Origin of the sequence: Streptomyces sp. NBC_01451, from assembly GCF_036227485.1 — a bacterium.
In the GTDB taxonomy this organism is placed as follows: domain Bacteria; phylum Actinomycetota; class Actinomycetes; order Streptomycetales; family Streptomycetaceae; genus Streptomyces.
The window spans coordinates 6,790,375-6,817,300 of record NZ_CP109479.1 but is presented as its reverse complement, the minus strand read 5'-3'; the positions used below and the strand labels follow the sequence as shown (position 1 = coordinate 6,817,300).

21 protein-coding genes and 1 pseudogene are annotated in these 26,926 nt (G+C 71.4%); 14 read left to right on the top strand and 8 right to left on the bottom strand.

The window, feature by feature from the left end:
- The first annotated feature begins 37 nt into the window (after positions 1 to 37).
- The 4 genes from OG595_RS29975 to OG595_RS29960 all read left to right on the top strand — a co-directional run bounded on the left by OG595_RS29975 (position 38) and on the right by OG595_RS29960 (position 4,878).
- Positions 38 to 1,279, top strand: a complete 1,242-nt coding sequence (locus OG595_RS29975) for an FxsB family cyclophane-forming radical SAM/SPASM peptide maturase (RefSeq protein ID WP_329277353.1) — start codon at positions 38 to 40, stop codon at positions 1,277 to 1,279.
- Complete coding sequence (locus OG595_RS29970; protein WP_329277351.1) at positions 1,276 to 2,676, top strand: HEXXH motif domain-containing protein; 1,401 nt, start codon at positions 1,276 to 1,278, stop codon at positions 2,674 to 2,676. Before OG595_RS29975 ends, OG595_RS29970 begins: the two co-directional genes overlap by 4 nt.
- 190 nt (positions 2,677 to 2,866) lie before the next feature.
- Positions 2,867 to 3,976 carry a glycoside hydrolase family 5 protein gene (locus OG595_RS29965; RefSeq protein WP_443073369.1) on the top strand — a complete coding sequence of 370 codons (1,110 nt, stop codon included), beginning with the start codon at positions 2,867 to 2,869 and terminating at the stop codon, positions 3,974 to 3,976.
- A gap of 29 nt (positions 3,977 to 4,005) precedes the next feature.
- Positions 4,006 to 4,878, top strand: a complete 873-nt coding sequence (locus OG595_RS29960) for an LLM class flavin-dependent oxidoreductase (RefSeq protein WP_329277347.1) — start codon at positions 4,006 to 4,008, stop codon at positions 4,876 to 4,878.
- A 13-nt stretch (positions 4,879 to 4,891) separates the two neighbouring features.
- Here the strand turns inward: OG595_RS29960 and OG595_RS29955 are convergent, their stop codons facing one another.
- A complete protein-coding gene (locus OG595_RS29955) occupies positions 4,892 to 5,887 on the bottom strand; it encodes an expansin EXLX1 family cellulose-binding protein (RefSeq protein ID WP_329277345.1) in 996 nt (331 codons plus the stop codon).
- Positions 5,888 to 6,223: 336 nt separating this feature from the next.
- On the opposite strand from OG595_RS29955, the gene OG595_RS29950 reads away from it, so the two are divergent.
- From OG595_RS29950 to OG595_RS29930, 5 genes and pseudogenes are all read left to right on the top strand, one after another.
- Entirely contained in the window at positions 6,224 to 7,603 is a 1,380-nt protein-coding gene (locus tag OG595_RS29950; protein WP_329277343.1) for a GH25 family lysozyme, read from the top strand.
- 25 nt (positions 7,604 to 7,628) lie between these two features.
- The gene (locus OG595_RS29945) at positions 7,629 to 8,045 is read left to right on the top strand and encodes a hypothetical protein (protein ID WP_329277341.1); all 417 of its coding nucleotides are present in this window, start codon (positions 7,629 to 7,631) and stop codon (positions 8,043 to 8,045) included.
- A 40-nt stretch (positions 8,046 to 8,085) separates the two neighbouring features.
- Complete coding sequence (locus OG595_RS29940) at positions 8,086 to 8,835, top strand: D-Ala-D-Ala carboxypeptidase family metallohydrolase (RefSeq protein WP_329277339.1); 750 nt, start codon at positions 8,086 to 8,088, stop codon at positions 8,833 to 8,835.
- A gap of 272 nt (positions 8,836 to 9,107) precedes the next feature.
- Positions 9,108 to 9,335, top strand: a pseudogene (locus OG595_RS29935) (DUF2252 family protein); the annotation flags it as partial.
- Positions 9,336 to 9,494: 159 nt separating this feature from the next.
- On the top strand, positions 9,495 to 9,905 hold the full coding sequence (locus OG595_RS29930; RefSeq protein ID WP_329277338.1) for an SHOCT domain-containing protein: 411 nt from the start codon (positions 9,495 to 9,497) through the stop codon (positions 9,903 to 9,905).
- Between the two features lie 144 nt (positions 9,906 to 10,049).
- Here OG595_RS29930 and OG595_RS29925 read toward each other — a convergent pair whose 3' ends face one another.
- A complete protein-coding gene (locus OG595_RS29925; protein ID WP_329277337.1) occupies positions 10,050 to 11,396 on the bottom strand; it encodes a pectate lyase family protein in 1,347 nt (448 codons plus the stop codon).
- Between the two features lie 452 nt (positions 11,397 to 11,848).
- On the opposite strand from OG595_RS29925, the gene OG595_RS29920 reads away from it, so the two are divergent.
- The 5 genes from OG595_RS29920 (at position 11,849) to OG595_RS29900 (ending at position 19,683) form a co-directional block, all read left to right on the top strand.
- Positions 11,849 to 13,066, top strand: coding sequence for a DUF3500 domain-containing protein (locus tag OG595_RS29920; RefSeq protein WP_329277335.1), 1,218 nt, complete (start codon positions 11,849 to 11,851; stop codon positions 13,064 to 13,066).
- The gene (locus OG595_RS29915) at positions 13,063 to 14,481 is read left to right on the top strand and encodes a HupE/UreJ family protein (protein ID WP_329277333.1); all 1,419 of its coding nucleotides are present in this window, start codon (positions 13,063 to 13,065) and stop codon (positions 14,479 to 14,481) included. The genes OG595_RS29920 and OG595_RS29915 overlap by 4 nt, the downstream gene beginning before the upstream one ends.
- A 287-nt stretch (positions 14,482 to 14,768) precedes the next feature.
- A complete protein-coding gene (locus tag OG595_RS29910) occupies positions 14,769 to 15,440 on the top strand; it encodes an enoyl-CoA hydratase-related protein (RefSeq protein WP_329283321.1) in 672 nt (223 codons plus the stop codon).
- A 169-nt stretch (positions 15,441 to 15,609) separates the two neighbouring features.
- Positions 15,610 to 16,107, top strand: a complete 498-nt coding sequence (locus tag OG595_RS29905) for a peptidylprolyl isomerase (protein WP_329277331.1) — start codon at positions 15,610 to 15,612, stop codon at positions 16,105 to 16,107.
- Positions 16,108 to 16,767: 660 nt separating this feature from the next.
- On the top strand, positions 16,768 to 19,683 hold the full coding sequence (locus tag OG595_RS29900) for a helix-turn-helix transcriptional regulator (protein WP_329283319.1): 2,916 nt from the start codon (positions 16,768 to 16,770) through the stop codon (positions 19,681 to 19,683).
- An 81-nt stretch (positions 19,684 to 19,764) separates the two neighbouring features.
- Here the strand turns inward: OG595_RS29900 and OG595_RS29895 are convergent, their stop codons facing one another.
- From OG595_RS29895 to OG595_RS29870, 6 genes are all read right to left on the bottom strand, one after another.
- The gene (locus tag OG595_RS29895) at positions 19,765 to 20,622 is read right to left on the bottom strand and encodes a hypothetical protein (RefSeq protein ID WP_329277329.1); all 858 of its coding nucleotides are present in this window, start codon (positions 20,620 to 20,622) and stop codon (positions 19,765 to 19,767) included.
- A gap of 139 nt (positions 20,623 to 20,761) precedes the next feature.
- Complete coding sequence (locus OG595_RS29890; RefSeq protein WP_329277327.1) at positions 20,762 to 21,637, bottom strand: hypothetical protein; 876 nt, start codon at positions 21,635 to 21,637, stop codon at positions 20,762 to 20,764.
- The gene (locus tag OG595_RS29885; protein WP_329277325.1) at positions 21,634 to 22,035 is read right to left on the bottom strand and encodes a hypothetical protein; all 402 of its coding nucleotides are present in this window, start codon (positions 22,033 to 22,035) and stop codon (positions 21,634 to 21,636) included. The genes OG595_RS29890 and OG595_RS29885 overlap by 4 nt, the downstream gene beginning before the upstream one ends.
- 349 nt (positions 22,036 to 22,384) lie before the next feature.
- On the bottom strand, positions 22,385 to 23,401 hold the full coding sequence (locus OG595_RS29880; RefSeq protein WP_329277323.1) for a pectinesterase family protein: 1,017 nt from the start codon (positions 23,399 to 23,401) through the stop codon (positions 22,385 to 22,387).
- Positions 23,402 to 23,463: 62 nt separating this feature from the next.
- A complete protein-coding gene (locus OG595_RS29875) occupies positions 23,464 to 24,330 on the bottom strand; it encodes a rhamnogalacturonan acetylesterase (protein ID WP_329277321.1) in 867 nt (288 codons plus the stop codon).
- A 793-nt stretch (positions 24,331 to 25,123) separates the two neighbouring features.
- The gene (locus OG595_RS29870; protein ID WP_329277319.1) at positions 25,124 to 26,860 is read right to left on the bottom strand and encodes an amylo-alpha-1,6-glucosidase; all 1,737 of its coding nucleotides are present in this window, start codon (positions 26,858 to 26,860) and stop codon (positions 25,124 to 25,126) included.
- Between the last annotated feature and the right edge of the window lie 66 nt (positions 26,861 to 26,926).

Below are 26,926 nucleotides of genomic sequence, written 5' to 3'. Positions count from 1 at the left end.
CCCTGGGTCCGCGACGTACGCCTTCGGGGGGAAGCGGATGAGTCGACCGCCACCGGTCCGCGCCGAGCCGCCCTGGCCGACGGCCGCCGACGTGGCGGCGCGCCGGGTGGCGGGCTGGCAGCCGTATCCGTTCGACTCCTTCGTCCTCAAGGTGCACAGCCGCTGCGACCTGGCCTGCGACTACTGCTACATGTACCGCTCGCACGACCAGAGTTGGCGCACCCAGCCCCGCACCATGCCCCCGGCGACGCTGGCCCGCACCGCCGGGCGGATCGCCGAGCACCTGTCCGCGCACGGGGTGAGAGAAGCGGGTGTGGTCCTGCACGGCGGCGAACCGCTGCTGATCGGCGACGAGGCGTTGACCCGGACGGTCCGCACCCTGCGCGGGACGGTCGGCCCCGGGGTACGACTGCACCTGAACCTGCAGACCAACGGCCTCCGCCTCACCGAGCAACGCCTCGACCTGCTGGGCGAGTTGGACGTGACGGTCGGGGTGAGCACCGACGGCGGCCGGGCCGCCCACGACCGGCACCGGCGGGGCGCCGACGGCCGCGGCAGCCACGCCCGGGTCGAGGCCTCCCTGCGCCGTCTGGCGAGCGAGCGTCACCGCCGCCTGTTCGGCGCGCTGCTCTGCACGATCGACCTGCGCAACGACCCGGTACGCACCTACGAGGCCCTGCTGAGCCACGGCCCCCCGGCCGTCGACTTCCTTCTTCCGCTCGGCAATTGGCAGACCCCGCCGCCCGGTCTCGACCCGAGCGGCCGGCGCACCCCGTACGCGGACTGGCTGTGGGCGGTCTTCGAGCGCTGGTACGGCGCCCGGACCAAGGAGACCTCGGTCCGGTTCCTCGACAACCTCCTCGCCCTGCTGCTCGGCGCCACCCCGCGCACCGAGGCACTCGGCCTGTCCCCGGTGCGGTACGCCGTGGTCGACACGGACGGCTCCCTCACCCAGGACGACACGCTGCGCACCGCGTACGACGGCGCCGCCCGCACCGGTCTCGACGTCCGCCGCCACTCCTTCGACACCCTGCTGGGCCACCCCGGCATCGCGGCCCGCCAGTGGGGCACCGCCGCCCTGTCCGCCACCTGCCGCGCCTGCCCCCTGCACCGGGTCTGCGGAGGCGGCCACTACGCGACCCGCTACGCCCACGGCACGGGCTTCGCCAACCCGAGCGTGTACTGCGCCGACCTGACCGAACTGATCAACCGGGTGCGGGGACGCCTCAACACGGACCTGGAGACCCGCGGGGCGCGGATGTCCGCGAGGCCGGCATGAACCCGACGCCGTACCGGATGCCGGGGGCGCTGTTCGACGCCGTCGCCGCGGGTGGCGGCGGGGCTGCGGCCCTGCGGATGCTGGGCCGCGCCGAGCACAGCAGGCGGCTGGCCTGCGCGTACGCCGTGACCGTGGCGGCCCGGGAGGCCGGGGGCGCTGTCGCCGAGGCGGCCGGGCACGCCTGGGAGCTGCTCGCCGACGTCACACGCACAGCCCCCGAGGCGGCGGCGGCCGTACTGACCCACCCCTCGGCCGGCCCCGTCCTGTTCGGCCTGCTGGCCCGGCTGCGCCACCCGGACGGTCAACTCCCGCCGCCCGTGCACCGGTTCACGGCGCTGGTCGTGTCGGCGGCGGCCCGCGCGGGACTGCCGGCCCGGGCCGGGCTGCCCCTCACCGGCCCCTGGGCCACCCTGCCCTCCCTGGGCCGCGCCCGCTTCCCCGGCGCCCGCCCCGGCGACGGCGCCGAGGTGCACATCGACGGGGCGGGCCGCTGCCGGATCACGGCGGCGGGCGAGACGGTCACGGTGCCCGGACTCCCTTACACCCGCGGCCCGTTGGGCGGCCCGGGGCACGGACCCGCCCGTGCCGACGGCTTCCACGGCACCACCGGCCGCTGGTACGGCGCGCATCAGCTCGCCACCCTCGGCGTCGGCGCCCCGCTGCTGCTGGACACCCTCGACCCGCCCTGCTTCCCCCACTCAGCACTCCACCCGGACGGCCTCTCCGCCGCCGAGGTACGCCGCTGGGCCGCGCCGGCCCGGGGCGCCTGCCGCCTCCTGCGCGCCGACCATCCCGGGACGTACGCCGAACTGGCCTCCGGACCACACCTGTTGGTGCCGCTGACCCGCCCCGGGCACGGCAACAGGAGCGGCAGCAGCGCGGAGACGTTCGGCTGCATGGCGCTGTCCCCGCCGACCTCGGCGACGGGCCTCGCGGTGACGCTCACGCACGAGACGCAGCACAACAAACTGGCGGCGCTGCTCCACCTCTTCGACCTGTTCGAACCGGGCGGCCCCGAACGCTTCTACGCCCCCTGGCGCCCCGACCCGCGCCCCCTCCCCGGCCTGTTCCACGGGGCGTACGCGCATCTCGGCGTCGCCCGCTTCTGGGAGCGCCGCCGGGAGACGGAACCCGACCCGGCGCTGCGCGCCACCGCGCACGCCCAGTTCGCCCGCTGGCGCCTGGCCGCCCACGAGGCGACCACCGTCGTCCTGTCCTCCGGCCGCCTCACCCCCCTCGGCCACCGCTTCGCCGCGCACATGCTGACCACCCTGGACGCCCTGTGCCGCCTGCCCGTGCCCGCCCCGGCCCTGCGCCAGGCCGAGTCGGAGGCCCGCGGCCACCGCGCGGACTGGCAGAACCGGAACGGAGACGTGGCCCGCAGGGTGTCGGCGTGAGGGTGCCGTGTCCGCGCCCGTGCCGGACTCCGCCATGTTCGGCCTGTCGGCAGTCGTTCTGTCCACCGGACGTGTTACGCGCCGGAAACCTTGACGATCTCCGTGCCGGGTGCCACGATTCCGGCGCCACGATGTTTACGTAAACATCGCCCCCCACGGTCCCCCGACCGGCATGCGAAAGGGCAAGTTGATGCGCAACGTCCTCGGCGGCACCCGCCCCTCCCCCCGACTGCGTGCCGCCTTCGTGGCGCTCGCGATCGCCGTGGCCGGCGGCACGGCCGCCGCCGTCGGTCCCGCCTCCGCCTCCACCCCCGCTTCCGCCCCGGCCGCCACCACTGCGTCCGCTCTCCCCAACGGCGCGCCGGGCAGGGACACCACCCAGTTCAAGGGCGTCAACTGGGCCGACCCGCGCGACAACTTCGCCGACGACCTGCTCCAGCTGTCCGGCCTGTCGACCTCCGACAACCACGCCCGGACCTACGCCAAGGCGAGCCGGATCATCTCGGCGTTCCGCGCCAACCTCGGTGCCAACACCGTGCGGCTGCCGATCAACCCGTACACGGTCAACGGCGCCTACTGGAAGTCGTACCGCGCGGTCATCGACGCGGCGTCCGACCAGGGCTTCAAGGTGATCGTCTCCTACTGGGAGGGCACCGGCGCCCAGAAGGACGGCTTCATCGACGACACGGCCACCTTCTGGCCCATGTGGGACCGGGTCGTGAAGACCTACAAGAACGACGAGCACGTCTACTTCGAGCCGATGAACGAGCCGCACGGCTACACCGACACCGAGTGGGCCGACATCGCGGCGAAGTGGCTCGCGAGGTACCGGTCCGTTCCGCGCGACCAGGTGTTCGTCAGCGGCGCCGGCTACAACGACCACGTGACGTCCGTCTGCGCGGACCCGCGCCTGAAGGGCACGTACCTGTCGCTGCACCACTACGGCTTCTGGAAGGAGTACGCGACCTACGACCAGTGGGTGGCCGACCTGAAGGTACGCATCGGCGACTGCGCGAACCGGACCGTCGCGGACGAGTTCGGAGCCTTCATGACCACGGGCTTCGACTACAACAAGAAGACCCCCGACAACAACTTCATCAACTACATGCAGGCCGTCACCGACACCTTCCGCGAGCTGAAGATGGGCTCCGTCTACTGGCCCGGCCTGCGCACCGACGACATGTACTCGATCCAGAAGCTGACCGGCACCACCGACCGCCCCTGGCTGGTCACCACCAACCAGTCCGGCGCCGACCGCCTCGCCTGGGGCTGGGGCCGCGGCAGGCCGGTCACGGGCTGAGCCACCGCCGACCGCGTAGGTTCGGGAACATGACGAACCTGCGCATCGGTGTGATGTACGACCGTGACTGGGCCCCGGAAGAGCTGCCCGGGTTCGCGCGACGGGCGGAGGCCCTCGGCGTGGACGACCTGTGGGTGGTCGAGGACCTCGGCTGGAACGGCGGTGTGTCCGCCGCCGCCGTGGCGCTGGGTGCGACGGAGCGGCTGCGGGTGGGCATCGGGATCACCCCGGCCCCGCTGCGCAGCCCGGCCCTGCTGGCGATGGAACTGGCCACGCTGGCCCGGGTGTTCCCGGGCCGGCTCGTCGCCGGGATCGGGCACGGGGTGCGGGAGTGGATGACGTCGGTCGGCGTCGCCCCCCGTTCACCGCTGGCCCTGCTGGAGGAGACGATCACCTCCGTACGCGCCCTGCTGCACGGCGAGCGGGTCACCCTGGAGGGGCGCGAAGTGCGCCTGGACGGCGTCAAATTGGTGCACCCGCCCGCCCAACCGCCGCCCGTGGTCGCGGGCGTGGTGCGAGCCCGCTCGCTGGAGCTGTCCGGCCGGGTCGCGGACGGCACCCTGATCGCCGAGGGCCACGGTCCCCGCGACCTGGAGAACACCCGGGAGCTGACCGCGAAGGGCGGCGCAGGTCCCGGACACACCCTGACGGTGCTGGCCTTCGCCTGCGTGGGCGACGACCCCGGCGAGGTGGCGCGGACCCTGCACCCGCACACCGAGGGCCACGGCGGCTGGCTGGGCCGCCCGCAGGAGGACGTCTTCACCGTGTCCGGCAGCGCCCAGGAGGCCGCCGGGGACATCGGCGCGCTGTCGGCGGCCGGCGCGGACACCGTCGTCCTGCGTTTCACCGGCGCCGAGCCGCTGCGCCAACTCGAAGCCGTGCTGGGAGCGTTGGGACGCTGAACGGCCGGTCGGGTCAGTGGGCGGCGAACTGGACACGGGTGGCCTGCACGACGTCCGGCCGGACCGCGATCCCGTCGAGGGTCAGCTGCTCCCCGTAGATGTCGCTGATCCGGATCGAGCCGCCGCATCCGCTGCCCTGCTCGGAGAGGAAGTAGTTGTACTCGGTGCGCGCCAGCCGGACCCACCCGCCGCCGGTACGGACTTCGAGGCGCGCCAGCGGATTGCGGTGGCCGATCACCTGGATGCCGCACCAGTACTGGCTGGACCCGGTCTTGTAGCGGATCGAGAGCGGCTCGGCCGTGGCCGGGCTCAGCAGGCTCCACGTGATCGGGATCCGGCCGGCCACGGGGTCGGCGATCTTGGCGAAGGCCGGGGCGCTCAGGTCTAGTTGGCCGGGCGCGCAGTCTCCCGGGCACTCGTTGGTGATCCGGACCGTGACGGAGGCCCCGCTCGCCGCGCGGACGAGGATGTACGCCCCGCACGCCATGGACGTCTCGTAGTCGGCGGTGTTCATCGCGGCGGTCATGACGTCGGAGCTCGGGCCGTACGAGCAGGCGTGGCCCTCGCCGTTCCCGGCGCCGTAGAAGGTGGCGACGCCCTGGTAGGTGGTCCCGGGCCGGATCCGGCCGGCCAGCGGTGCGTCGCCCGAGGCCGGACGGGCGGCGGCACCGCCACCGCTTGCGCCGCTCGTGGCCGTGGCCGTGGGGGTCGGCCTGGGCCTGGGCCTGGCAGCCGCCGCGGTCGGGGTGGCCGTCGGGGACGGGGACCGGGTGACCGGGGGCTTCTTCGGGGAGGACGTCGTCGGCTCCGGTGCCGTGGGCGGGACGATCACCCGGGCGCCGGCCGCGGAGGTGGCCGCCCCGTACCCGTCGTCGGCCTGGTGGTCGGGCCGTAGAGCCATGACCAGGGATATGACGAGCGCGACGGCCGCCGCGGTGGCACCGACGATGACGCCGCGCCGCCGAAGGGGAGAGCGGCGCGGGGAACGGCGCTGTGAGTGGGACGCCACGGCAGAGGTCCTTACCTGGTCCGGAAGTGCGTGTGCGCGATGCGAGGCTCCAGTCGAGGCAGCTTCCGGCCCATAGTCTCCACGGCGCCCGAAAAGGTTGCCGCGGTTTCGCGGATCCCGTGACCACCCTCACCTCGGGGCGACTTCGCCGGATCGGGCTCCGGCTCCGGTGCCCGCATTCCATGGCCGTCCCAACGGCTTTCCGTCCTCGCAGGTCACAGACGTACCGCCGTCCCGTCGTCCCGATCCGCAGCAGGAAGATCCGCCGCGGGACGGCCGCTGCCAGCATGGCCGGCGACCGGGGGCTCCCGGCCACTCACAAGAGGGGGAAACCAGATGGGACACAGGACGCTTCTGCGAGGTCTGACCCTCGCCGTGGCAGCGGTCCTGCCCCTGTACGGGCCCACGGCGGCACAGGCGGCAAAGGTGGCGCAGGCGGACGCACAGTCCGCGGTCGCCGCGGTCACAGCGGTCGCGGTCTGCGGGCACACGAGCGCGCAGCCCACCCTCCAGCGGGGATCGACGGGGGACCCGGCGGTCGTCGAGGCGCAGTGCGAGCTGAGCCTGGCGACGAAGCCGAGCGGATACACGCCGATCGCGGCGGACGGCTCGTTCGGGCCGGCGACGGAGACGCGGGTCAAGGAGTTCCAGCGCTGTGCCGGGCTGGGCGTGGACGGTGTGCTCGGCCCGCAGACCTGGGCGTCGCTGAACGCCTGGGCCGCCCAGCCGCACACCTGCGCGACCCGGGGCACGTCGAGCACGGCGCAGACGTCCCTGTGCGGCCACACCGACACGCGCCCGACGCTGAAACGGGGCGCCAAGGGCACCGAGGTCAAGGAGGTGCAGTGCCGGCTGAACCTGGCCATGGAGGCGTACCACTACCCGCCGCTGACGATCGACGGCGACTTCGGGGGCGGTACGGAGTCCCGGGTCGTCGAGTTCCAGCACTGCGCCAACCTCGGTGCCGACGGCACCGTGGGCCCGAACACCTGGGCGAAGCTGCTGGACTGGTCCGCCCGTGACACGTACTGCACGCCACCGCGCCCCGCCGGCTACCCGATCGACGGCCTGGACACGGCCAAGTACCAGCATCCCGGCGGCGCGCCGATCGACTGGAAGGCCGTGCGGGCCTCGGGTGTCGAGTTCGCGACGGTCAAGGCCACCCGGGGCACGAACGTCACCGACGAATACCTCACCGCCGACCTCCAGGGCGCCCGGGCGGCGGGGCTGGCCGTCGCGCCGTACCACTTCTACACGGGCACGGCTCCGGACACGGGTGGCGCGCAGGCCGACCGGTTCATCGCCGCCGTGCGGGCGACCGGCTACACCGGGCAGCGGGCGGGCGACCTGCCGCCGGTCTTCGACCTGGAACGCATGGACGACGGCAGCGGACGCTGCCCCACCTACGGCACGGTGGACGACGCGAAGGCCTGGCTCGACCGGGTGGAGGCGGCCTTCGGCCGTACGCCGGTCATCTACACCCAGAAGTCCGTCCTGGACGACTGCCTGGGTTCGACCACCGCCTTCGCCCGGTACCCGCTGCAACTCGCGGACTACCGCCAGTCGATCACCCAGCCGCCGCTGCCGAACGGCTCGACGACCTGGGCGATGTGGCAGTACACCGACGCCGCGCTCTTCCCCGGCATCCAGGCACCGGCCACCGCGGACGTGTTCAACGGCACCCAGGCCGACCTGGACCGGCTGGCCAACCGCTGATCCCCTCACTCCGATGGAGATCACCATGATCCGCAGCAAGGCGTTCGCCTCGGCCCTGTTCACCACGGCCGCGCTGCTGGGAGCGGGCGTCGCGCCCGCCGCCGCACAGTCCTCGGCCTCCGCCGTCACCTGCAACGGGGGCGCGAAGACCCTCACGTACCGCTACTCCGCGGCTGCCAGGGAGTACGGCACCTACACCACGTCCTCTCGGTGCGCCGACATCAACATGCGGCTCAGGACAGACGTGCCCGGGGTGTACCTGGACGCCTGTGTGGTGTTCGTCGACCACACCACCAAGTGCAACCACGACGACACGTACTCCACCCACGGCACCGAGTGGGCGACCGTCGCCACCGACGTCAAGGACGGCACCGACTTCGTCCTGCGCGTGCACGCCTACGACACCGACGCGCAGAACGTGACGTTCCAGATCTCCTTCTGACCACCCTGCCGACCACCTCAGACGTTCTGAAAGGACGACGATGACCTCCTCCTTCCGTCCCCTCGACCGCCGCACCATGCTGCGTGGCACGCTGGCCGCCGGCGCCGGCGTCGCGTTCGGCCAACTGCTGTTCGCGGGAGCCGCGCAGGCCTATTCGTGGTCGCGCACCCTGAACCAGGGCGACACGGGCGCCGATGTGACCGAGCTTCAGATCCGGGTCGCGGGCTGGGCCGCGGACAGCGCCGCCCAGAGCCGGGTCGGTGTCGACGGCGACTTCGGCCCCGGCACGGCGGCGGCCGTGAAGCGGTTCCAGGCGGCGTACGGTCTCACCGCCGACGCCAGCGTCGGGCCCAACACCCAGGCGAAGCTCAACGCGCTGGAGCAGTCGGACGGTTCCACGCTCCACTTCGACTGGAGCGAGTTCGTCGACCAGTCGAGCGGGAACTTCAACGGCGGCAAGCTGAGCGCGGCACAGGTGAAGGAGAACGCCCGCCGCTGCATGTACAAGCTGGAGGCGCTGCGCAAGAAGCTGGGCGACAAGCCGATCACGGTGAACTCCGGTTTCCGGAGCATCGCGCACAACGCCGACATCGGCGGAGCGAGCGACAGCATGCACCTGTACGGCACGGCGGCCGACCTCGACGTGCCCGGCGTGGCCACCAAGACCGTCTACCAGAAGGCGGAGACCTGCGGGTTCTCCGGGCTGGAGCGGTACACCGTCGACCACCAGCACGTCGACAGCAGGGCCGACCTGGGCCGCGACTGGTGGTGGGAGAGCGGCACGGTCTGACACCGCCCGGACGATCCGGAGCCCGGCGGCCCCGGGTACCGCCGCGGCGGTGTCCTGGGCCGCCGGGCTCCGGCTTCGCGGTACGCCCCGCGCGGGGCCGGCCGGGGCGGTCGGCCGGGCGGGTCGGCCTCCTTCCCATCTCGTCCCGCGGGGTGCGCCACGCATGTCGAGATGCCGCCCGGTGCGGGTTGTGGAACGGTGGGAGGGCCGAAAACGGACCCGGACCGGGGCAGAGTTCTCCCCGGGGCCGGCTCCGTCCAGGAGGTGGCGTCATGGCTGACCAGGGCGGCGGAGGGCATCCGAAGGAGCGGGCCGCGTCGGGCCGGGCCGCACGGGCGGACGCCCCGCGATCCGCTCACGCGGACTACCGGCCGTCGGCGAAGCGACCGGACCCGGTCGACGTCGTCGAGAAGCAGTCGGCAGCCAGGCTGCCGGAACTCGTGCCCATCCGCTACGGCCGGATGCTGGAGTCCCCCTTCCGCTTCTACCGCGCGCTCGCCGTCTTCGCCGAACGCTGCGCGGACCAGAACGAACGCGACCACCAAGCACTCACCGACGCCGTACACACCGGCCGGGTCCGTGCCCTGAACGCGTAACGCGCGCAGGGGGCGGACGACGACGTCGCGCCGCGAGGCACGGCACAGGCAGGGAGGACGACCATGAAGGACAACCTGTACCTGGCATACGACTATCCGCTCCTGGGAGCGTTCTGGACGATGATGTGGATCTTCCTGTGGATCATGTGGATCACCCTGCTGTTCCGCGTCATCGGTGATGTCTTCCGCGACGACTCGCTGAGCGGCTGGGGGAAGACGGGGTGGACCGTCTTCATGATCGTCCTGCCGTTCCTCGGCATCTTCGTGTACCTGATCGCCCGGGGCCGTGACATGGGCAAGCGGGAGCACCAGGCCGCCAGGGCACGGCAGGAGTCGCTGGACGCCTACCTTCAGGCACGCGTGGGCGGCAGCGGCCCCGCCGACGAGCTGACCAAGCTCTCGGAGCTCAAGAGCAGGGGTGTCCTCACCGAGACGGAGTTCCAGCACGCGAAGGAGAAGGTCCTGGCCTCCTGAACTCCTCAGCTCCTGACCCCCGCCGACGCGTCGGATCCGTCCGGTGAGGCAGCGCTTCGCCCCGCCGGACGGATCCGGCGGGGCGGGGCGGCCGTGCCCGAGCCGGCCGACGGCGTCACACCATCGGCCCCCGGGCCCGTCTCCCTAGGAAAGGACGCCGGCCCCCGTCGTTCCCGTCAGCTCCGTCGCCAGGTTCTTCGCCGTCGTCCGGAGGCCCGCCGTCAGGACCGGCTTCCAGTTGACCGTCGTCTTCAGCTTCTTGGAGTTCGCGGCGTTGTAGGCGGCCACGAGATCCGTCGCCGTCCCGTTGACGAGGTTGCCGGTCGCCGCGATCGAGCCGGTGCCGTCGCCGCTCAGCAGCTTCGCGGTCTTGCCGCCGGAGGGCACCTTCCAGGCGTTGTACTCGGCGACGACCTGCGCCTTGGCCCGGGAGTTGACCGAGTAGAGGGGCGCGTAGCCGTTGAGGGTCGTCGTGTCGAAGTAGTTGTTGTAGACGTGGATCTGGCCGATCCGGGCCAGCGGGGCGCGCTGGACGATGCCCTTCCACACGTTGTGGTGGATGGAGACCCGCAGCTTGCCGACGCTGTCGGTGTCGCTGCTGCCGATCAGCATGGTCTTGTCGTGGTTGGTGAACTGGTTGCGCTCGACGGTCACCAGATCGGAGCCGTTGGTGATGTCGAGGGCACCGTCGTGGATCTGGTACTCCCGGCCGTAGTACTTCGGGTTGGCGCTGTCGAGGTGCGGGGCGTCGGTGAACGTGTTGTGGTCGGCCCACACATGGGTCGCCCCGCGCAGGGTGACGGCGTCGTACGCGGAGTTCCAGTTGCCGGTGGAACCGTCGGTCGGGTCCCACTGCGGGAAGCAGTCCTCGGTGGCGCTGAAGGTCAGGTTCCGGATGATGACGTTGTCGACGCTCTTCACCTGGAGACTGCCGCCGGTGATCCCGGCCTTGGTGCCCGGCACGCCCACGATGGTGGTGTTGGCGGGCACCTTGAAGACGATGTTCTTCGCCTGCGCGTCCTTGGCGGCGGCCCGCGCCTTCTCCTGCGTACCCGAGGGCAGCTTCGAACGGCCGTACGTGGCAGGGTCGTACGCCTTCAGATAGGCGGCGAGCGAGTAACCCGTACCGGCCGCGTAGTCGGCGCAGGTCAGCTTCTTGCCCGCGTCGTTCGTGTTGGCGTCGATGGTGCCCTTGATCTTGATGATCTTCGCCGTCGAGTTGGTCGCGCTGCCCAGCGCCTTCACCAGCTGCGCGCGGGTGGAGACGGTGAAGACGTGCGCGGAGTCGGCCGCGGCGCCACCGGTCGTACCGGTGCCGGAGGCCGCCCAGCCGTCCTTGGCGGGCAGCACCTGGTGCGCCAGGTCGACGGCGCCCGCGTTCGCGTTCATGGCGAACACGGCGGCGCCGAGGCCCGCGGCGGCCACGGCCGCGGTGGAGACCAGAACGGTACGGCGCGTGCGGAGTGAGCGGCGATGCGAAGGGGAAGCCACGGATGAGTCCTTACGTGGTGGTGGAACGCGTGCGGTGTGTGAAGCTCCCGTGTGCGGGGCTCTCGACTCGTCAGTGGTCGCGGAACACCGAAAGGTTGCCTCCGGACGCGGGTGATTTCCGCGGCCCGTTCGACGGGCCCGGCCATCGGCGTCGGGGGTACCGGCGGCGGGACGGGCGGCTGAAGCCGCGATAAGCGCAACCTGTCAACAGGCCAAGCATTTCTCCTCAATATGCGATGTGTGCCGTCCAAATGGGACGTACGCCCTGGCACAGGCATTGAGGTGTCAACAATGTTGCTGATAGTTCTCTGCAATCGCGCGCGTGTCCTGGACGGTGCGCCGGCCTCCGAGTCGGCGCACCGTCCCCCACCCTTGCCTTCAGGGAGTTGTTCGTGAGCAGAGAAAGAACACGTCAGGTACGTAGTCGACGGACGTGGCGGGGCATAGCCGGCGTGGCAGCCGGGGTGGTCCTCGTGGGTGGCGGATTCGTCGCCGCCAACGCCGCGACGACCACCGGCGCCGCGAAGAAGGCCGCCGTCCACTACCCGGTCGACAAGAAGGCCAACGGTGTCGCGGCCGTGGTCAGCGCCGCCAACGCGTTCCTGAACACGCTGGACTCCGACCAGCAGGCGGAGACGGTCCTGGACTTCTCCCAGGCGAACGCGACCGCGTGGTCGAACCTGCCGTGCGGCTCGTCCTGCCGGCCGGGCATCCAGACCGGCTCGCTGAGCGACGAGCAGCTGGCCGCCCTGAAGAACGTGCTGAAGGTGGCCCTGGGGACCGGCAAGGACACCGGCTACGAGCACGTCCTTGAGACCCTCCTGGCCGACGACCAGCTGGCCGCGGCGGAGAGCTCCGGCTCCGGTCCCTCCGCACCGTCGGACAGCACCTCGTCCGACGCCTCGGCCTCCGCCGACCCCTCCGCCTCCGCCTCGGCGGACCCGAGCGCGACGGCGACCGACGCCCCGACGGGCACCCCGCCGTCCGGTGCCCCCGGCGGCGGCGCCGGTGGCGGGTACGGCAGCGACATCTACTTCCTGGCGTTCCTGGGCACCCCGTCGGCGGACGGCACCTGGCAGCTGCACTTCGGCGGCCACCACCTCGCCGTGAACATCACCTACAAGGACGGCAAGGTCTCCGGCGCCAGCCCGTTCTTCACCGGCGTCGAGCCCACCAGCTGGACCGCGGACGACGGCACCACGTACGAGCCGCTGGCGAAGTTCCGCGACGGCCTGCTCAAGCTGACCGGCAGCCTCACCACGGAGCAGCTGGCCACGGCCAAGCTGTCCGAGTCGTTCAGCGACGTGCTGCTCGGCCCGGGCGAGGACGGCCAGTTCCCGGAGACCAAGGAGGGCATCAAGGCGAGCTCCCTGTCGCCGAAGCAGAAGAAGCTGGTCCTGGAGGCGATCCACCCCTGGATCGCCGACGTGGACGACGCCACCGCCAAGCAGCTCACGAAGACGTACGCGCGTGAGCTCGACCAGACCTTCGTCTCCTACTCCGGCGGCACCGCCCTGGACACCCAGGGCGACTACGTCCGCATCGACGGCCCGAGCGTGTGGATCGAGTTCGTCTGCCAGAACGGCTTCGTCTACCAGGACAAGGTCCACTACCACACCGTGTACCGCGACCACACCCGCGACTACGGCAGCGAGTTCTCCTTCTCATGACCCGACCGCGAAACTGGCTGACCACCGCACTCCGCATGGTGGCCGGGATCGCGATCGCGGTACCGGCGGCGCTCCTCACCGGGGCGTCGCCGGCCGCCGCGCATCCGATGCCCCACTCCGTGGTGGAACTCGACGTGCACCAGAACTCGGTGACCGCCCGTCTGGAACTGCCGACCGACGACTTCTCCCGGGCCAGCGGGATCGATCTGAGCGACGCCACCGGGGCCACCCTGGCCCGGCGGGCCAAGGCCGTCCGGACCTACCTGGGCGAGCACATCCACCCGACCACCACCCAGGGCGCGGCCTGGCAGGTCAGCATCGGCGGCCTGAGTCTCAGCAGCACCGAGCAGACCTCCACCGGCCCCTACCGCGAACTGGTCGCCGAGGCCGTACTCACCCCGCCGGCCGGCACCGACGTACGCCGTTTCACCTTCGACTACGACGTCATCGTCCACCAGGTCGTCACGCACACCGTCCTGGTGACGGTGCGTCAGGACTGGGCCGCCGGGCAGGTCGACGGCGAGGGCACCACCCAGGTCGGCACCATCCGGACCGACACCCGGACCATGACCGTCCCGGCCCTCGGGGTCGACCTCGGCGAGGGCAGCGCCTGGCGCGGTTTCCTCGCCATGGTGAAGCTGGGGGGCGACCACATCCTCACCGGAACCGACCACCTGCTGTTCCTGCTCATCCTGCTCCTGCCCGCGCCGCTCGCGGTCGCCGGACGGCGCTGGGACGGTCTGGTCGGCGCCCGGTCAGCGCTCGGCCGGATCGGGCGGATCACGCTCGCCTTCACCGCCGGGCACTCCGTCGCGCTGGCCGCCACCGCGCTCGGCCGACTGGACATCCCCGGCTGGCCGGTCGAGGCGTTCATCGCCGCGAGCATCCTCGTCGGCGCGATCCACGCCGTCCGCCCGCTCTTCCCGGGCAAGGAGGCACTCGTGGCCGGGGTCTTCGGGCTCGGCCACGGCATGGCGTTCTCCTTCGTGCTGGCGGAGATGCACCTGTCCACCGGGCAGCTCGTGACCAGCCTCCTCGGCTTCAACCTCGGCATCGAGCTGGTCCAGCTCCTGCTGGTCTGTCTCGCGCTGCCCTCCCTGCTGGTCCTCGCGCGCCTGCGCGTCCAGCCCGCGCTGCGGCTGACCGGTGCCCTGCTCACCGCCACGGCGGCCCTCGGCTGGCTGGCCGACCGCCTCGGCCTGCCCAACCCCGTCGCCCGGACCGCCGACAGTGCCGGATCCCACACGACGCTGATGCTGGCCGCCCTCACGGTGACCGCGCTCGCCGCCACCGGCTGGACCCTGGCCACCCGCCGGCGCACCCGGCCGGAATCGCCGGAGCCCTCCGCGGGAACAGCGCCCGGACCACACGACCGGAACAGACCGCCGGAGACCGCCGGCTCGGCGGCGACGTAGAGCCGGGACCCGCGCGCCGAACCGGGTCGACTCCGACAGCGCGCCGGTGTCCGGCAGGCTCCTGCCGCCGGCCGTCCTCTTGCACGCTCCCCGCCACACCCCATAAGTTACCGACAGGTAGCTGGTCCAGCGGGCCACGCCGCCGCCGGAAGGGGTGTGGGCGGATGAGCCCGCTCAGGAGCGACAGCCGGGACCGGGTGACCCTCGGCACTGCTGCCCCGCCGCGTGAGCACGGGGCCCGCAGCAGCCGCTTCACCCCGTCAACCCAGCTCGAAGGAGCAGCCGCCATGCCCTCGCTCGACCGCCACGACAACGTCTTCGTCCTCGACCTCGGAGACGGCGAGAACCGTTTCCACCCCGACTGGCTCACCGCCGTCGGTGCCGCGCTCGACGAGGTGGAGAAGGCGGAGGGCCCCCGCGCCCTGGTCACCGCCGCCACCGGCAAGTTCTACTCCAACGGGCTCGACCTGGACTGGCTGTTCGCCCACTCCGACCAGTACCACGACTACGTCGTCTCGGTCCATGAACTGTTCGCCCGGATGCTGTCGCTGCCGGTCGTCACCGTGGCCGCGCTGCAAGGGCACACCTTCGCCGCCGGCGCGATGTTCTCCCTCGCCCACGACTTCCGCGTGATGCGCGCCGACCGCGGCTACTGGTGTCTGCCCGAAGCGGACATCGACATCCCCTTCACCCCCGGCATGGCCGCCCTCATCCAGTCCCGCCTGGCGCCGCGGACCGCTCACGAGGCCATGGTGACCGCCCACCGCTACGGCGGTTCCGACGCCGCGGCGGCCGGCATCGTCGACCGGTCGGTCTCCGAGGACGCCGTGCGCTCCACCGCCGTCGAGATCGCCCGCGCACAGGTGGCCAAGGCCGGCGACACGCTCGGCACCATCAAGGCCCGCATGTACGCCCCGGTCCTGGCCACCCTGCGCGACACCACCAGCCCCCTCGGCTGACCGCCACCGCACCGACCGCGCACCGGGCGGCGGGCGTGCCGCGACGGTGACCCGTTCCACCGAGACGCGAAGGCCCCGCCCGCCCGCTTGCGGCCTGCTCGGCGACGGCCGGCGCGGCCCGTGGGCGGGCTCCTCCGGCGGCGCGCCCGGGGCGTGACAGGATGGCCTTGTGTCTACCAACGTATTCTTCGACATCACCATCGACGGCGACTCTGCGGGCCGCATCGTCTTCAAGCTCTACGACGAGGTCGTCCCCAAGACGACGCAGAACTTCCGTGAGCTCGCCACCGGCCAGCACGGCTTCGGGTACGAGGGCTCCGGCTTCCACCGGGTCATCCCGGACTTCATGCTCCAGGGAGGCGACTTCACCCGTGGCGACGGCACGGGCGGCAAGAGCATCTACGGCGAGAAGTTCGCCGACGAGAACTTCAAGCTCAAGCACGACAAGCCGTTCCTGCTGTCCATGGCGAACGCCGGCCGGAACACCAACGGCTCGCAGTTCTTCATCACCACCGTTCTCACCCCTTGGCTCGACAACAAGCACGTCGTCTTCGGCGAGGTCGTCGAGGGCCAGGACCTGGTCACGCGGATCGAGTCCCTGGGCTCCCAGTCCGGTACCACCCGCGCGAAGATCGTCATCGCCGCCTCGGGCGTCGTGGGCGAGTAACACCCCTCCTGCCGAGGCCCTCCGGGCCGCCCGTGGCCGGCTGCCGCACCCTTGGGTCTGCGGCAGCCGGCCACGCGTTCTCCGGGGCACGGACGCTCCCGACGTGGTCCACGAGGTGGTCCACCAGCCGAATGATCCGGCCCGGTTCCCGGTGGTGGCCGGTCTCCGCGCGGACGCCTTCCGGTTCCTTGTCGACAGACTGCGCCTGGCGTGCCGACCCCTCCCGCTCGCCGCCTCCGTCGCGCGGCCGCACCTGCCGCGCGGCAGGTTCCCGGACCGGCCGCTGCGCCTTGCCGAGGACGTCCAGCAGGTAGCAGTTGTCCGTCCCGAGGCAACTCGGCCGCACCAGAACCCCGGCCGTGCGGCCATCCGGGCCTCCCCGAGAGCTCGCACAGGGAACTCGACTCCCGAGCCCTCCGTGGACGAAGCGCCCGCACCCCTCGATCATGCCGACTCGCTGAACCACTCCACGGCCAATGGGCCGACCCGGTCGCGGCCGAGCGGCCGAGCGGCCGGACTGTGAGATCCGTCCGTCCCGGTTCACCGGCACGGCGGTTACGGCGATCAACAGGAGAGAATGATATGTGAGGGGAATGTAAAGACAAGGGGGCAACTGTGGTAGCCGACGGGGTAGTTGGGGACAGCGGGAACGGGGCTCCGCTGCTGGGCCGCGCCGTCGAACTGGCCCGGTTCGACGCGCTGCTCGACCGTGCGGCGGACGACGCGCGCGGCACGGGACGGGGCGACGAGTTACGTGACAGCGGCCGTTCCCGGCTCGTCGACATCACCGGTGAGGCCGGCATCGGCAAGAGCCGCCTGCTCGGCGAGGTCTGCGCGCGGGCGCGCCGACGCGGAATGACGGTACTGCGCGGCAGAGCCACGGAGTACGAGCGGCAGGTGCCGTTCCAGCTGTTCACCGACGCGCTGGCCCACCTCGACCCGCACGCCCTGGACGGCTTCGAGGAGGCCGACGCGGTGGCGCCCCTGCTCCAGCGGAGCGGCGCGGTCGACCGTTTCGGCCTGCACCGGTCCACGGCCGTCCTGCTCGCCCGGCTCGCCGCCCCGTCCGGGCTGCTGCTGGCCCTCGACGACCTGCACTGGGCGGACCCGGCGTCGCTGGAACTGCTCGACCACCTCGTACGCCATCCCGTGCACGCCCCCGTCGTCCTGGCCGTGACACGCCGGGACCGCCAGAGTCCCGAGTCCCTCGCCGCCAGACTCACCCGCGAACTCGACACCGGCACGGTCGTCAGACTCGGTCTGAGACCACTGAGCGCACGCGACTGCGCCGAACTGGCCGGCCCCGGCCTGCCGCCCACCGAGACCGCCGCGCTGTACGCCGCGAGCGAGGGCAACCCCTTCTACTTCCTGACCCTCCTTCAGGCCCACCGCGGGCGTACGACGGCCGAGTCCTCGGCGCCGCCCGGACTCGGCACCCTGCTGCTGGACGAACTGACCGGGCTCGCCCCCTCCCGGCGCGGCATCGTCGACGCCGTGGCGGTACTGGGCGAGCACGCCACCCCGGCGATGGTGAGCAGGGTGACCGGCCGCTCCGGCGCCGCGTTCACCGCCGACGTCCACGCCCTCACCCGGCGCGACCTGCTGCGCTCCGCCCCGCAGGGCCTGCTGACCCTGCGGCATCCGGTCGTACGGACCCTCGTGCACGAAAGCACCCCCTTCTTGCGGCGCGTCGAGATGCACCGGCTCGCCGCGCAGGAACTGGCCCGCGCGGGTGCCTCCGCCACCGAGCGGGCCCACCATGTGGAACAGTCGCTGACCGCCTGGGACCCGGAAGCGGTGGCCGTGCTCGACGAGGCCGCCGCACGAACCGCCCGCACGGCCCCGGCGAGCAGCGCCCACTGGCTCGATGTGGCACTCCGCCACCTTCCGCACACTCCCGAACACACCGCCCGGCGGCGTGAGTTGGTCCTGCGGCGGGCCCGCGCCCTGGCCGCGTGCGGTGGTCTGCGCGAGAGCCGCGACCTGCTCCAGGAGCTGATCGCCACCCCGCGGCGGTCACCCGGCGGCCCGGCCATCGGCGAGAACGAGGACCGCCTCAGAGTGCGCGCGGTCGTCCTGTGCGCGCTGGTGGAGCGTCATCTGGGTCGCTGCACGGAGGCGGTCGCGCTGTTGCGCCGCGAGCTGGCCCGCGGCCCCGCCCCGGCCGACGTCGTCCGGCTCGGCCTGGAGCTGGGCTCGGCCGCGCCCCAGGACAGCGACACCTCGTACGCCGAGGTGCGCACCGAGGTCGAGGTGGCGCTCGTGGCGGCCCGGTCCATGGGGGACGAGGTCGGGGAGGCGGGCGTCCTCGCCGTCGCCGCCCTGGGAGAGGCGTACGAGGGCAACATGACCGCGGCCCACGGGTTCGCCCGGCAGGCCGCCGCCCTGGTCGACTCCCTGCCCGACAACGACCTCACCGCGCTGTGCGAACCGCTGGCCCGGCTCGGCTGGGCGGAGGCCTTCCTGGAGCACTACCCGGACGCGGAGCGGCACGCGGAGCGCGGCCTCGACATCGCCCGGCGCAGCGGCCAGCACTATGTCGTGCCCCATCTGCTGCTGTGCCTGTCCCATGTCCGGGTCCAGACCTGCCGGATCTCCTCGGCGCTGGAACTCGCCGACCAGGCCGAGGACATCGCCCGCGGGATCGGCAGCGACCAGTTGCTGGCGTTCGTACTGGCGAGCAAGGCCGCGGCACTCGTCGCCGCCTGCCCGCCGGGTGATCCGCGCCCTCTCGCCGTCGCGGAGGAGGCGGTGGCCGCGGCCGGCACCGGGGTCGACTGGTGGGCCTCCACGGCCTGGTGCATCTTCGGCTGGGCCGCGCTCATGGCCGGCGACCCGGTCCGGGCCCGGGACGCGATGCTCCAGGCGGGCGGCCCCGAACTGCAGCGGATCCAGCCCTCGATGCGGCCGCTCTACCTGGAGATCCTGGTCACGTCCGCACTGGTGACGGGCAAGGCCGAGGAGGCCCGCGGCTGGGCCGAGCGGGCGCGCAAGGAGGCGGAACAGCTGGGGCTGCCGATGTTGCGGGCGTCCGCGCTGCGCAGCACCGCCCATCTGCCGCTGGCGCAGGGGGACACGGCAGCGGCGGCGGACCTGTTCGCGGAGGCCGCGGCGGAGAGCGCCCGCTGCGGCGCGGTCTTCTGGGAGGCGTACTCCCTGCTGCTCGGCGCCCCGCTGGAAGCGGCGGCGGGCCATGGCCGGGGCGGCACGCGCGCCTGGCTCAGGGGGCGCCGGCTCGCCGAGGCGGGCGGCAGCGGAATGCTGGTCGGCCTCGCCGACGCCACCCGTCCGCCCGGCGGCGGCTCCGAGGCTCCGTACGGTTCCCCGGACCGCGCCGAACTCGCCCAGCGGCTGGCCACCCTGACCGCCCGGGAGCTGGAGATAGCCGAACTGGTGGCGCAGGGGCTCACCAGCCAGGCCATCGCGGACCGGCTCTACGTCAGCCGGCGTACCGTCGAGACGCATGTCTCCCGCACCTTCCGCAAGACCGGGGTCTCCTCACGTACCGCCCTGGCCACGCTGATGGCCCGCCGCCGCGCAGGGAGCCGTTTCGGGGACGCCCGCGCGGAGGACTGAGCCCGGTCCGGGTGCCTTCGGCGGTGACCGGTGAGCCTCAGAAAACCGGCCACCGCGGTCCGGACCGGGCCGGGCAGCCGCCTACTTGACGTCGACGAAGTCGCCGGTCGCCGTCGCGGCGCCGGTCGTGGCGGTGCCGGCGAAGACGAAGCGGTAGTCGCCGTCGACACCCGCCTTGGTGGTGGTGCTCAGGGCGCCGGTGCGGCTGGTCTTGACCGTCTTGAGGGTGGTGTAGGTGCTGCTGCCCTTCTTGCGGAACTGCAGCTTGACCGGCTGGGTCGCATATCCGTTGGTCTTGCCCGTGGACCAGTCGGCGCGCGTCAGCTTGCCGGTGACCGTGATGGTCTTGCCCTTCTTCACCGGCTCCGGGGTGGCGTTGACGGTCAGCTTGGCGGCACGCTTGATGTTGCCCCTGACGACGTCGTCGTCGATGCTGATGTTCAGGTAGAGGTCGAAGGCGCCCAGGAAGAGTTTCCAGGGCCCCGCGGTGCCGTTGCCGTCCTTGAAGTCGACCGCGGGGTCGATGGTGAAGACCGTCTTGCAGCTGTAGCTGTAGCCGCCCTCGACCGTCGTCTCCGTGCAGACGGGGTCGTCGTCCGTCCCCAGGGCGCCGGTGATGGTGTCCGTGCTCGAACTGTCGGTGCCCTGCCACAGGAACGCCTGGGTGAGGGCAAGGCCTTCCTCGTCGAAGGCGGTGAACGTGACGGGGACGGACTTCTTGCCCGTCACTCCGAGAACGACGTCCTTGCCCTTGTTGACGACTCCGTCCTTGAAGGTGGTGTCCCCGATCGGGTCCTTCGGCAGCCCGCTCCGCGAGGCGAGGTCTCTGAGGTCTGTCGCCTTCCCGGGGCGCTCCGCTCCCTGGGCGGCGCCCGGAAGAGCGAGCGCCGAGAGTACGAGGGCGCCGGAAAGGACGGTGGCAGCAGTGCGCATACGCATGTGATTCCCCCATGGTGAGGTCGGGCGGCCCTGCCGAACTGGCCTCGTGGCAGGGCCCGTCGATGTGGTGAAGAAGAGGAAGAAGTCAGGAGAGCAGGAGGTCAGGAGGTCGGTGAACCCCCGGATGCGCGGAAGGGGCTCAGGACCCGGGAGAGCGCAGGACGTCGTCGATGTCGAAGCTGTATTCGGGCGTCGGGAAGAGGTCGGTCGGGTAGAGGTCCGTCGGCTGGGAGCCCGGTGCGGGCACGTCGGCCGGGTCGGCGGTGGGCTTGCCGTCCGGGCTGCACACCTGCGGTGCCGAGGGCTCGGACAGTTCGTAGTCGGCGACCCGCTGCGTCCGGAAGTCCACGTCGGTGCGGCCCCAGAGGTCCTTTTCGCCGCCGACCTCGACCTCCTTGGGCAGTTCCCTGCTCGTCAGCGGCTTGCCCACGGTGATCGAGACGAGGGCGCCCACGCAGGGACTGCGGTCCGCCGCGTAGAGGGACTTGGGCAGGGCGATCGTCCGCTCGACTCCCGCGTCCGTATGGAGTTCGACGCGTTTGCCCAGGCGGATGTCGAAGTAGTAGGCGGGTCGCGTCCCGTCCGAGAGGCGTTCGCCGTCGGTGCCGTTCGCGACTCCGTACACCAGCTTCCAGAACTCGACCTGCACGGTGATCTTCCGGCAGAGCGGTCCGTTGTACCCCGGCAGACTGACGACTCTCAGCTCGTCGTCCCCGTAGTTCTCCTTGGGAGTGTCGACGGCGAGCGCGACCCAGTCCCTCGATTGCTCGGCCGTCCACCCCGTGTTGTCGTGGCACCCGGACGCCCCGGTCGGATACGGAGGAGTGAGGGACGGGGTCGGTGAAGGGCTCGGCGACCCGGACACCTCCGTCGCGCTCTCGGACGGACCACCGGAGAGCGAGGTGCCGTGGGCACTCGAACACCCCCCGGCGAACAGAACGAGCACGGCGAGGGCGGCGACGGCAGGCACGACGGAGTCGCTCCGGCCGGGTGTCCGCCTCGGTACGTACCTCATCGGTCGAACCAGTTCCTGCCTTCCGCGGCACTGAAGCCCCGCAGCACGACGATGGCCAGGACGATGCCCGGAAGAACCGTGAAACCGCCCTGGAACAGGCCCACCACACCGCTCAGCAGGACCAACGCCTCGATGACGATGACGGTGACACGTACCCCGTTCAACCGCTTGCCCGCGAAGACGCCGCACAGCAGTAGCGCCCCGGCGATCAGCAGCGACAGCACCGCCAGGAACCGGAGCATCCCGACCCCTTCGTCCCGGCCGTGGTCCACATCGTCGTTCACCAGGACCAGCAACAGGAATCCCACCGCCAGGTTCAGCAGCGCCTGGACCCATACCAGTACCAACGCCACCTTGACGGTCTTCGGCATCTGCACTTTCACGCTCGATGTCGTCATGAATCAAGAAAACGGCACACGTGTCAGGGACACGTCGGTAGGAGTACGTACTCGGTGTACGTATGTGCCGTCGCCGCCTGGCCGGCGCGATCTCCTCCGCCGTCGCTTCGGCGTGCGGAAACACGCTGTCTGCTCCCGGCGACGAGGTCCACGGACGAGACCAGGATGCGAGCACCGGGCAAGCCCCGCCGAGCGCCCTGACATGGGCGGCGAGGGTATCGACCTCGCTGCGCTCCGGTTGGCCCTCTCGGTGACGGCGACCGAGGCGCCCGCCTGTCCATGACGCGTCGGCCTCGTGGGCAGGCGGGCGGGGGTGAGGGTGAGCGCGGGTTCGGGGAACGCCGATGGGCTACTGGACGGGGTTCCAGCCGTCGCTGCCGGCCAGGTACTTCTGTGAGGTGTAGTTCGCCGCGGTTGTGCTGCTGATCTGTGGACGGTCGCTGGTGCCGGTGCTCGCTCCGGCACCGCCGTTGTTGTATTCGCTGAACCGGCACGTCTTCCAGGAGAAGCCGCCCATGTCCTGCCAGGCTCCGGCTTGGCGGATGTGCGCGCCCAGCGTCGAGTCGCGGACCAGCACCTGGCCGATCGCGTCGGCCGCGCCACCGGCGTGCCAGCAGCGGCCCAGGGCGACCGTCCCCGCCGCGGCCGAACTGGTCAGTGTCGATCGGGTGATCAGGATGCCGTACGGGTTGCTGGAGTTGGTGGCCGCGGCGGTGATGTAGCCGTTGTTGGAGCTGGCGCGGTCCAGCGAGCGGATGGTCGTGGAGTCGATGACCAGGGCGCCGTTGCCGTAGACGAAGTCGACGGCGCCTTCGATGTAGCTCTTGTAGACGTACTGGCGGACCTGCGAGCTCCCGGTACCGCCCCAGGACAGGAACGTGTCCTGGTAGCCCAGCATGCGTACGTTGCGGTAGACCTGCCGGTCGGCGCCGGCGTAGAGGGCCAGTGCCTGACTGTCGTGCGCGGCGTAGGTGTTGGCGATGGTCAACCCCTTGACCGTGGTGTCCTTGGCCAGGTTGAGCATGGTCGCGCTGCCCGCGGTACCGGCGGTGGAGGCGGGAGCGTTCCCGGTGATCACCACGTCGGTCGCGGTCCCGGTCGTACCCTGCAGGGTGATGCCGGACTTGGCCGAGGAGATGGACACCTGGCCGTAGTAGGTGCCCGGCTTGACGTTGATGACCGTGCCGGACGAAGCAGCCGCGAGTGCGGCCTGGACGGTCGTGTAGTTCCCGGAGCCGTCAGCCGCGACCGTGATGGTGGTGGCGGCGTGCGCCGGGACGCTCAGCGCGCCGGCGGTCAGCGGGAGGACTGCGACGGCTAAGGCGCCGCGTACGACGATGGTCCGGTGTGTGCCGTGCGGGGGCATGTGTGAACCTTTCCTCGGACTCGGGGGTGTTCCCGACGACGGACAGGGGTGGCCGGTGATCCTCAGTACGGTGCGGTCGTGGGCCAGACGATCGCGCTGGTGGGGACGGTGGCGGTGAGCTGCTGGAAATCGGCGGACGGCAGGACACCTTGATTGCGCAGGGCGGTTGCGACGAGCCGGGCGACCTCGATCGCGCCGAATGCCTGGAAGTGGGTGTTGTCCGCGCTGCCGTCGGGGTAGTTGGGGTACTGCCCGGCCGACAGGATCATGAAGTACTTCTTCGTTCCCTCCACGCCGACGCGGCTCCACAGCGCCGTGCTGGAAGCGGTCAGGTCGATCAGCGGTACACCCTTTGCCGCCGCGAGTTCACGCATCGCCGCGGGATAGTCGCCATGTGACGGGGTGACGGCCCCCGCGCTGTTGAAGCGGCGCCGTTCCACCGGCGTGAGAAGAACCGGGACAGCGCCCTTGGCCCGGCTCTTGTCGATGTACTGGGAGAGATACGACTTGTACGTGGTCCACGGCTCGGTGTAGCGGGCCGGGTCGTCGGACTTCTCGTCGTTGTGCCCGAACGAGATGAGGAGGTAGTCACCGGACTTGATCAGGCCCAGGATGTGGTCGAGCCGGCCCAGATCGATGAAACTCTTGGAACTGGTCCCCGACTTGGCCACGTTCACCGCCACGGCGTTGGAGGTGAGGAACACCGGCAGCGCCTGTCCCCAGCCGGTCCGGGGCGCCAGCGAGGACACATAGGTGGACGCCGTGGAATCTCCGGCGATGTACACATGAACGGGGGTCGCCGCCGAGGCGGGCGCCCCCGCGTCGGCCATCGGAGCGATGGACAAGGCTGCCACGGCACCGACCAGCGCGGCGACCGCGCCGAGCCGTCGGCTCCTGAGCCATCGTTGTGACAGGCGTTCGAAGAGCATGCTCTCTTCCCTTCTGGAGGACGCACGGCGACCTCGCCGGTGAGGGCGGAAGCGGGCTTGGGCCAAGTCCGGCCGCTGATCCCTCGGGCCTCGGGTGTGGGGGTGGCCGAGCCATGATCAGTGCGCTTTTCCGCAGCCCGATCACCAATTGCCGTGAACGTTCGCAGCAGCTGGCCGAAAGTGGCGACAGTAGGATTGCCAACGGGAATCGAGGCTTGTCACGCAGCTTCCCGACCGGGGTCCCGACTGTCAATCTTCCGTCACCAGAAGTCCGTACGTACGCAAAGGCCTGTGCCGGTTGGACCGAAATGCTCCCCTGTTGTCGATCGCCGGGCCGTCGCACGGATCGACGGGACTCGACGTGCCCCGCCGAAATTCGACGCCGTTCGACGCGACCCTCCGCTTACCGTGGGAGCGCCTCTGCCAGGGGCCATGGCGGACCACTGCGGCGCGAATGCCCTGTCCGGCTGAGCTGTGCGAACGAGCCACGCGGCAGCTCCGCCGGAATGCCGCACGGCGATTGGGTCGGCACAAGCTCGACTCCGGATCCCGTCCCGGCATTACCAGCGCGGAATTTCCACAGGTCCGGACATCGAGGAAGGAGTTCGCCGCCCCGAAGCGTGCGCGACACGGAATCAAAGATCCTGATATCGCGGGCAATTGGCGCGCCCGGCAATCCCCCCGCGGAACGGGAACGGCATCGGTTACCCGGCCCGTGGGAGAGTTTCTCGCGTCGGGGCCGGGCGCGAGCGGAGAAGCCGTGCCGTCCCTGGACGGACGGGGAGCCGGCCGGTCAGTTGCCGTCTCTGTTCTCGTGGGCTTCGGCCAGGAGCAGGTAGCTGCTCGCGGTCCAGGTGTAGGCGCGGTCGCGCAGCCCCGTCCCCGTGAGGGCGTCGAAGTTCTCGGCGAAGCCGTGGGTCTCGCACAGGGCGCGGAAGCGGGCGCTGATGTCGTCGGCCAGTCGGTGGTGGCCGGCGCGGCGCAGTCCGTCCTCGATGAGGACGGTGGCGGGGGCCCAGATCGGGCCGCGCCAGTAGCCGTCGGCGAGATAGTGCGGCGAGGTGGGCAGTTCGGTGGCGAGACCGTACGGGGTCAGGTGGGCCTTGATGTGGTCGGCCAGCGTGGCACTGACTTCGTCGGGCAGGTGCTCGCCCAGCACGACGGGCATCAGGTCGAGGAGACTGGAGCTGCTCCAGGTGTCACCGGAGGCGGCGCCCCTGGCGACGAACCGCTCCCCTGTCCAGAGCTCGTCCAGCAGCGCCGCCTGGATCTCCGCGGCCGTCCGTGTCCATCGCCGCACATCCTCCGTTCTGTCCAACTCGCCTGCCAGTTCGGCGAGTTCGTGCAGCTGGAGGATGAGGAAGGCGGCGAGGTCGGCGGTGACGGTCACGCGGGCGGGGTCGAAGGTGGTGGCGTTGTCCCAGCCGCTGTCGTTGCCGTGCTGGTAGTGGGGCAGGGCGGCGCCGGGTGCGCGTCGCGCGGTGAGCCAGAAGTCCGTCCAGCGGGTCAGTCCGTCGTACGCCTCCGTCAGTTGCGCCGGGGTGAGCGGCTCGGTGAGCCGACGGCGCAGGAGGCCGAAGGCCCAGCCGTGGACGGGCGGTTTGACGAAGTTGTGGAGGACCTCGGAGTGGGTGACGGAGTCGGGCAGTGCCCCGCTCCCGTCCTGGTGGTCGAAGGGGAGGGAGAACTGGTCCAGCGCCAGTCCGGGGCAACCGGGGGCCAGGGCGAGGGCGTTGAAGCAGTGGTCCCAGCTCCACACCTTGTCCATCCAGTGCTTGGACATCAGTACGGCGGGCCGGGTGACCAGACCCGCGGGGCGTACGGTCGCCGACCAGACGACGTAGGCGGCGAGTTCGGCGGCCGGGGTGGCGGCCGAACGCCAGGGGGCGACCGTGTCGACGAAGTCCGCGAACGACTTCCGCGCGGCCTCCACGACCTCCCCGAAGGCCGACGGGGAGGTGTACGGCGGGCGCGAGGTGTCGAGTTCGTCGACGGCGATCTCCCAGCCGCCGTCCGCGTCACCGCTCACGCGCAGCCCGCGGGTGGCGCTGCCCAGCGCTTGGGCCCCCGCGGTGTCGGTGATCGTGCCGGACAGCACGGTGACGCGGTAGCGGCGTCCGGTCTCGTACGACGTGAACACGTGTCCTTGCGCTGCCGGGTCGTGGAAGAAGTAGGTGCCGCTGAACGGGGTCAGGGTCTGTGCGGCCGCGAAGACGCCGATGCCCAGGCCGGTGCCCCGCACCCGTACGGTGTCCGGCGACTCGTAGGCGAGGTCGATGCGCCCGTCCGCCGCGGTCCAGCTGAGCAGGCCCGGTGTCGCCTCGACACGGGTCTCGGCGCGGTCACCCGTCGTCGGGTCGAGGGGGGTCAGGCGCAGGACGGCGTGCATGCCGTTCTGGTGCGAGACGAGGTGGAGGTCCTCGGCGCGCGTCTTCTCCGCCAGCACGGGAGAGATGCCGAACCAGGATCCGTGCGTGCTGAACGGGATGTCGTGGACGGAGAAGGCCGGGCCGGACGGAACGGCGGTCATGAAGGCGGCACTCATTTCTTGAGCGGGGGCGATCGGCGGTCGGCCGGGCAGGTCGACGGTGCGGGG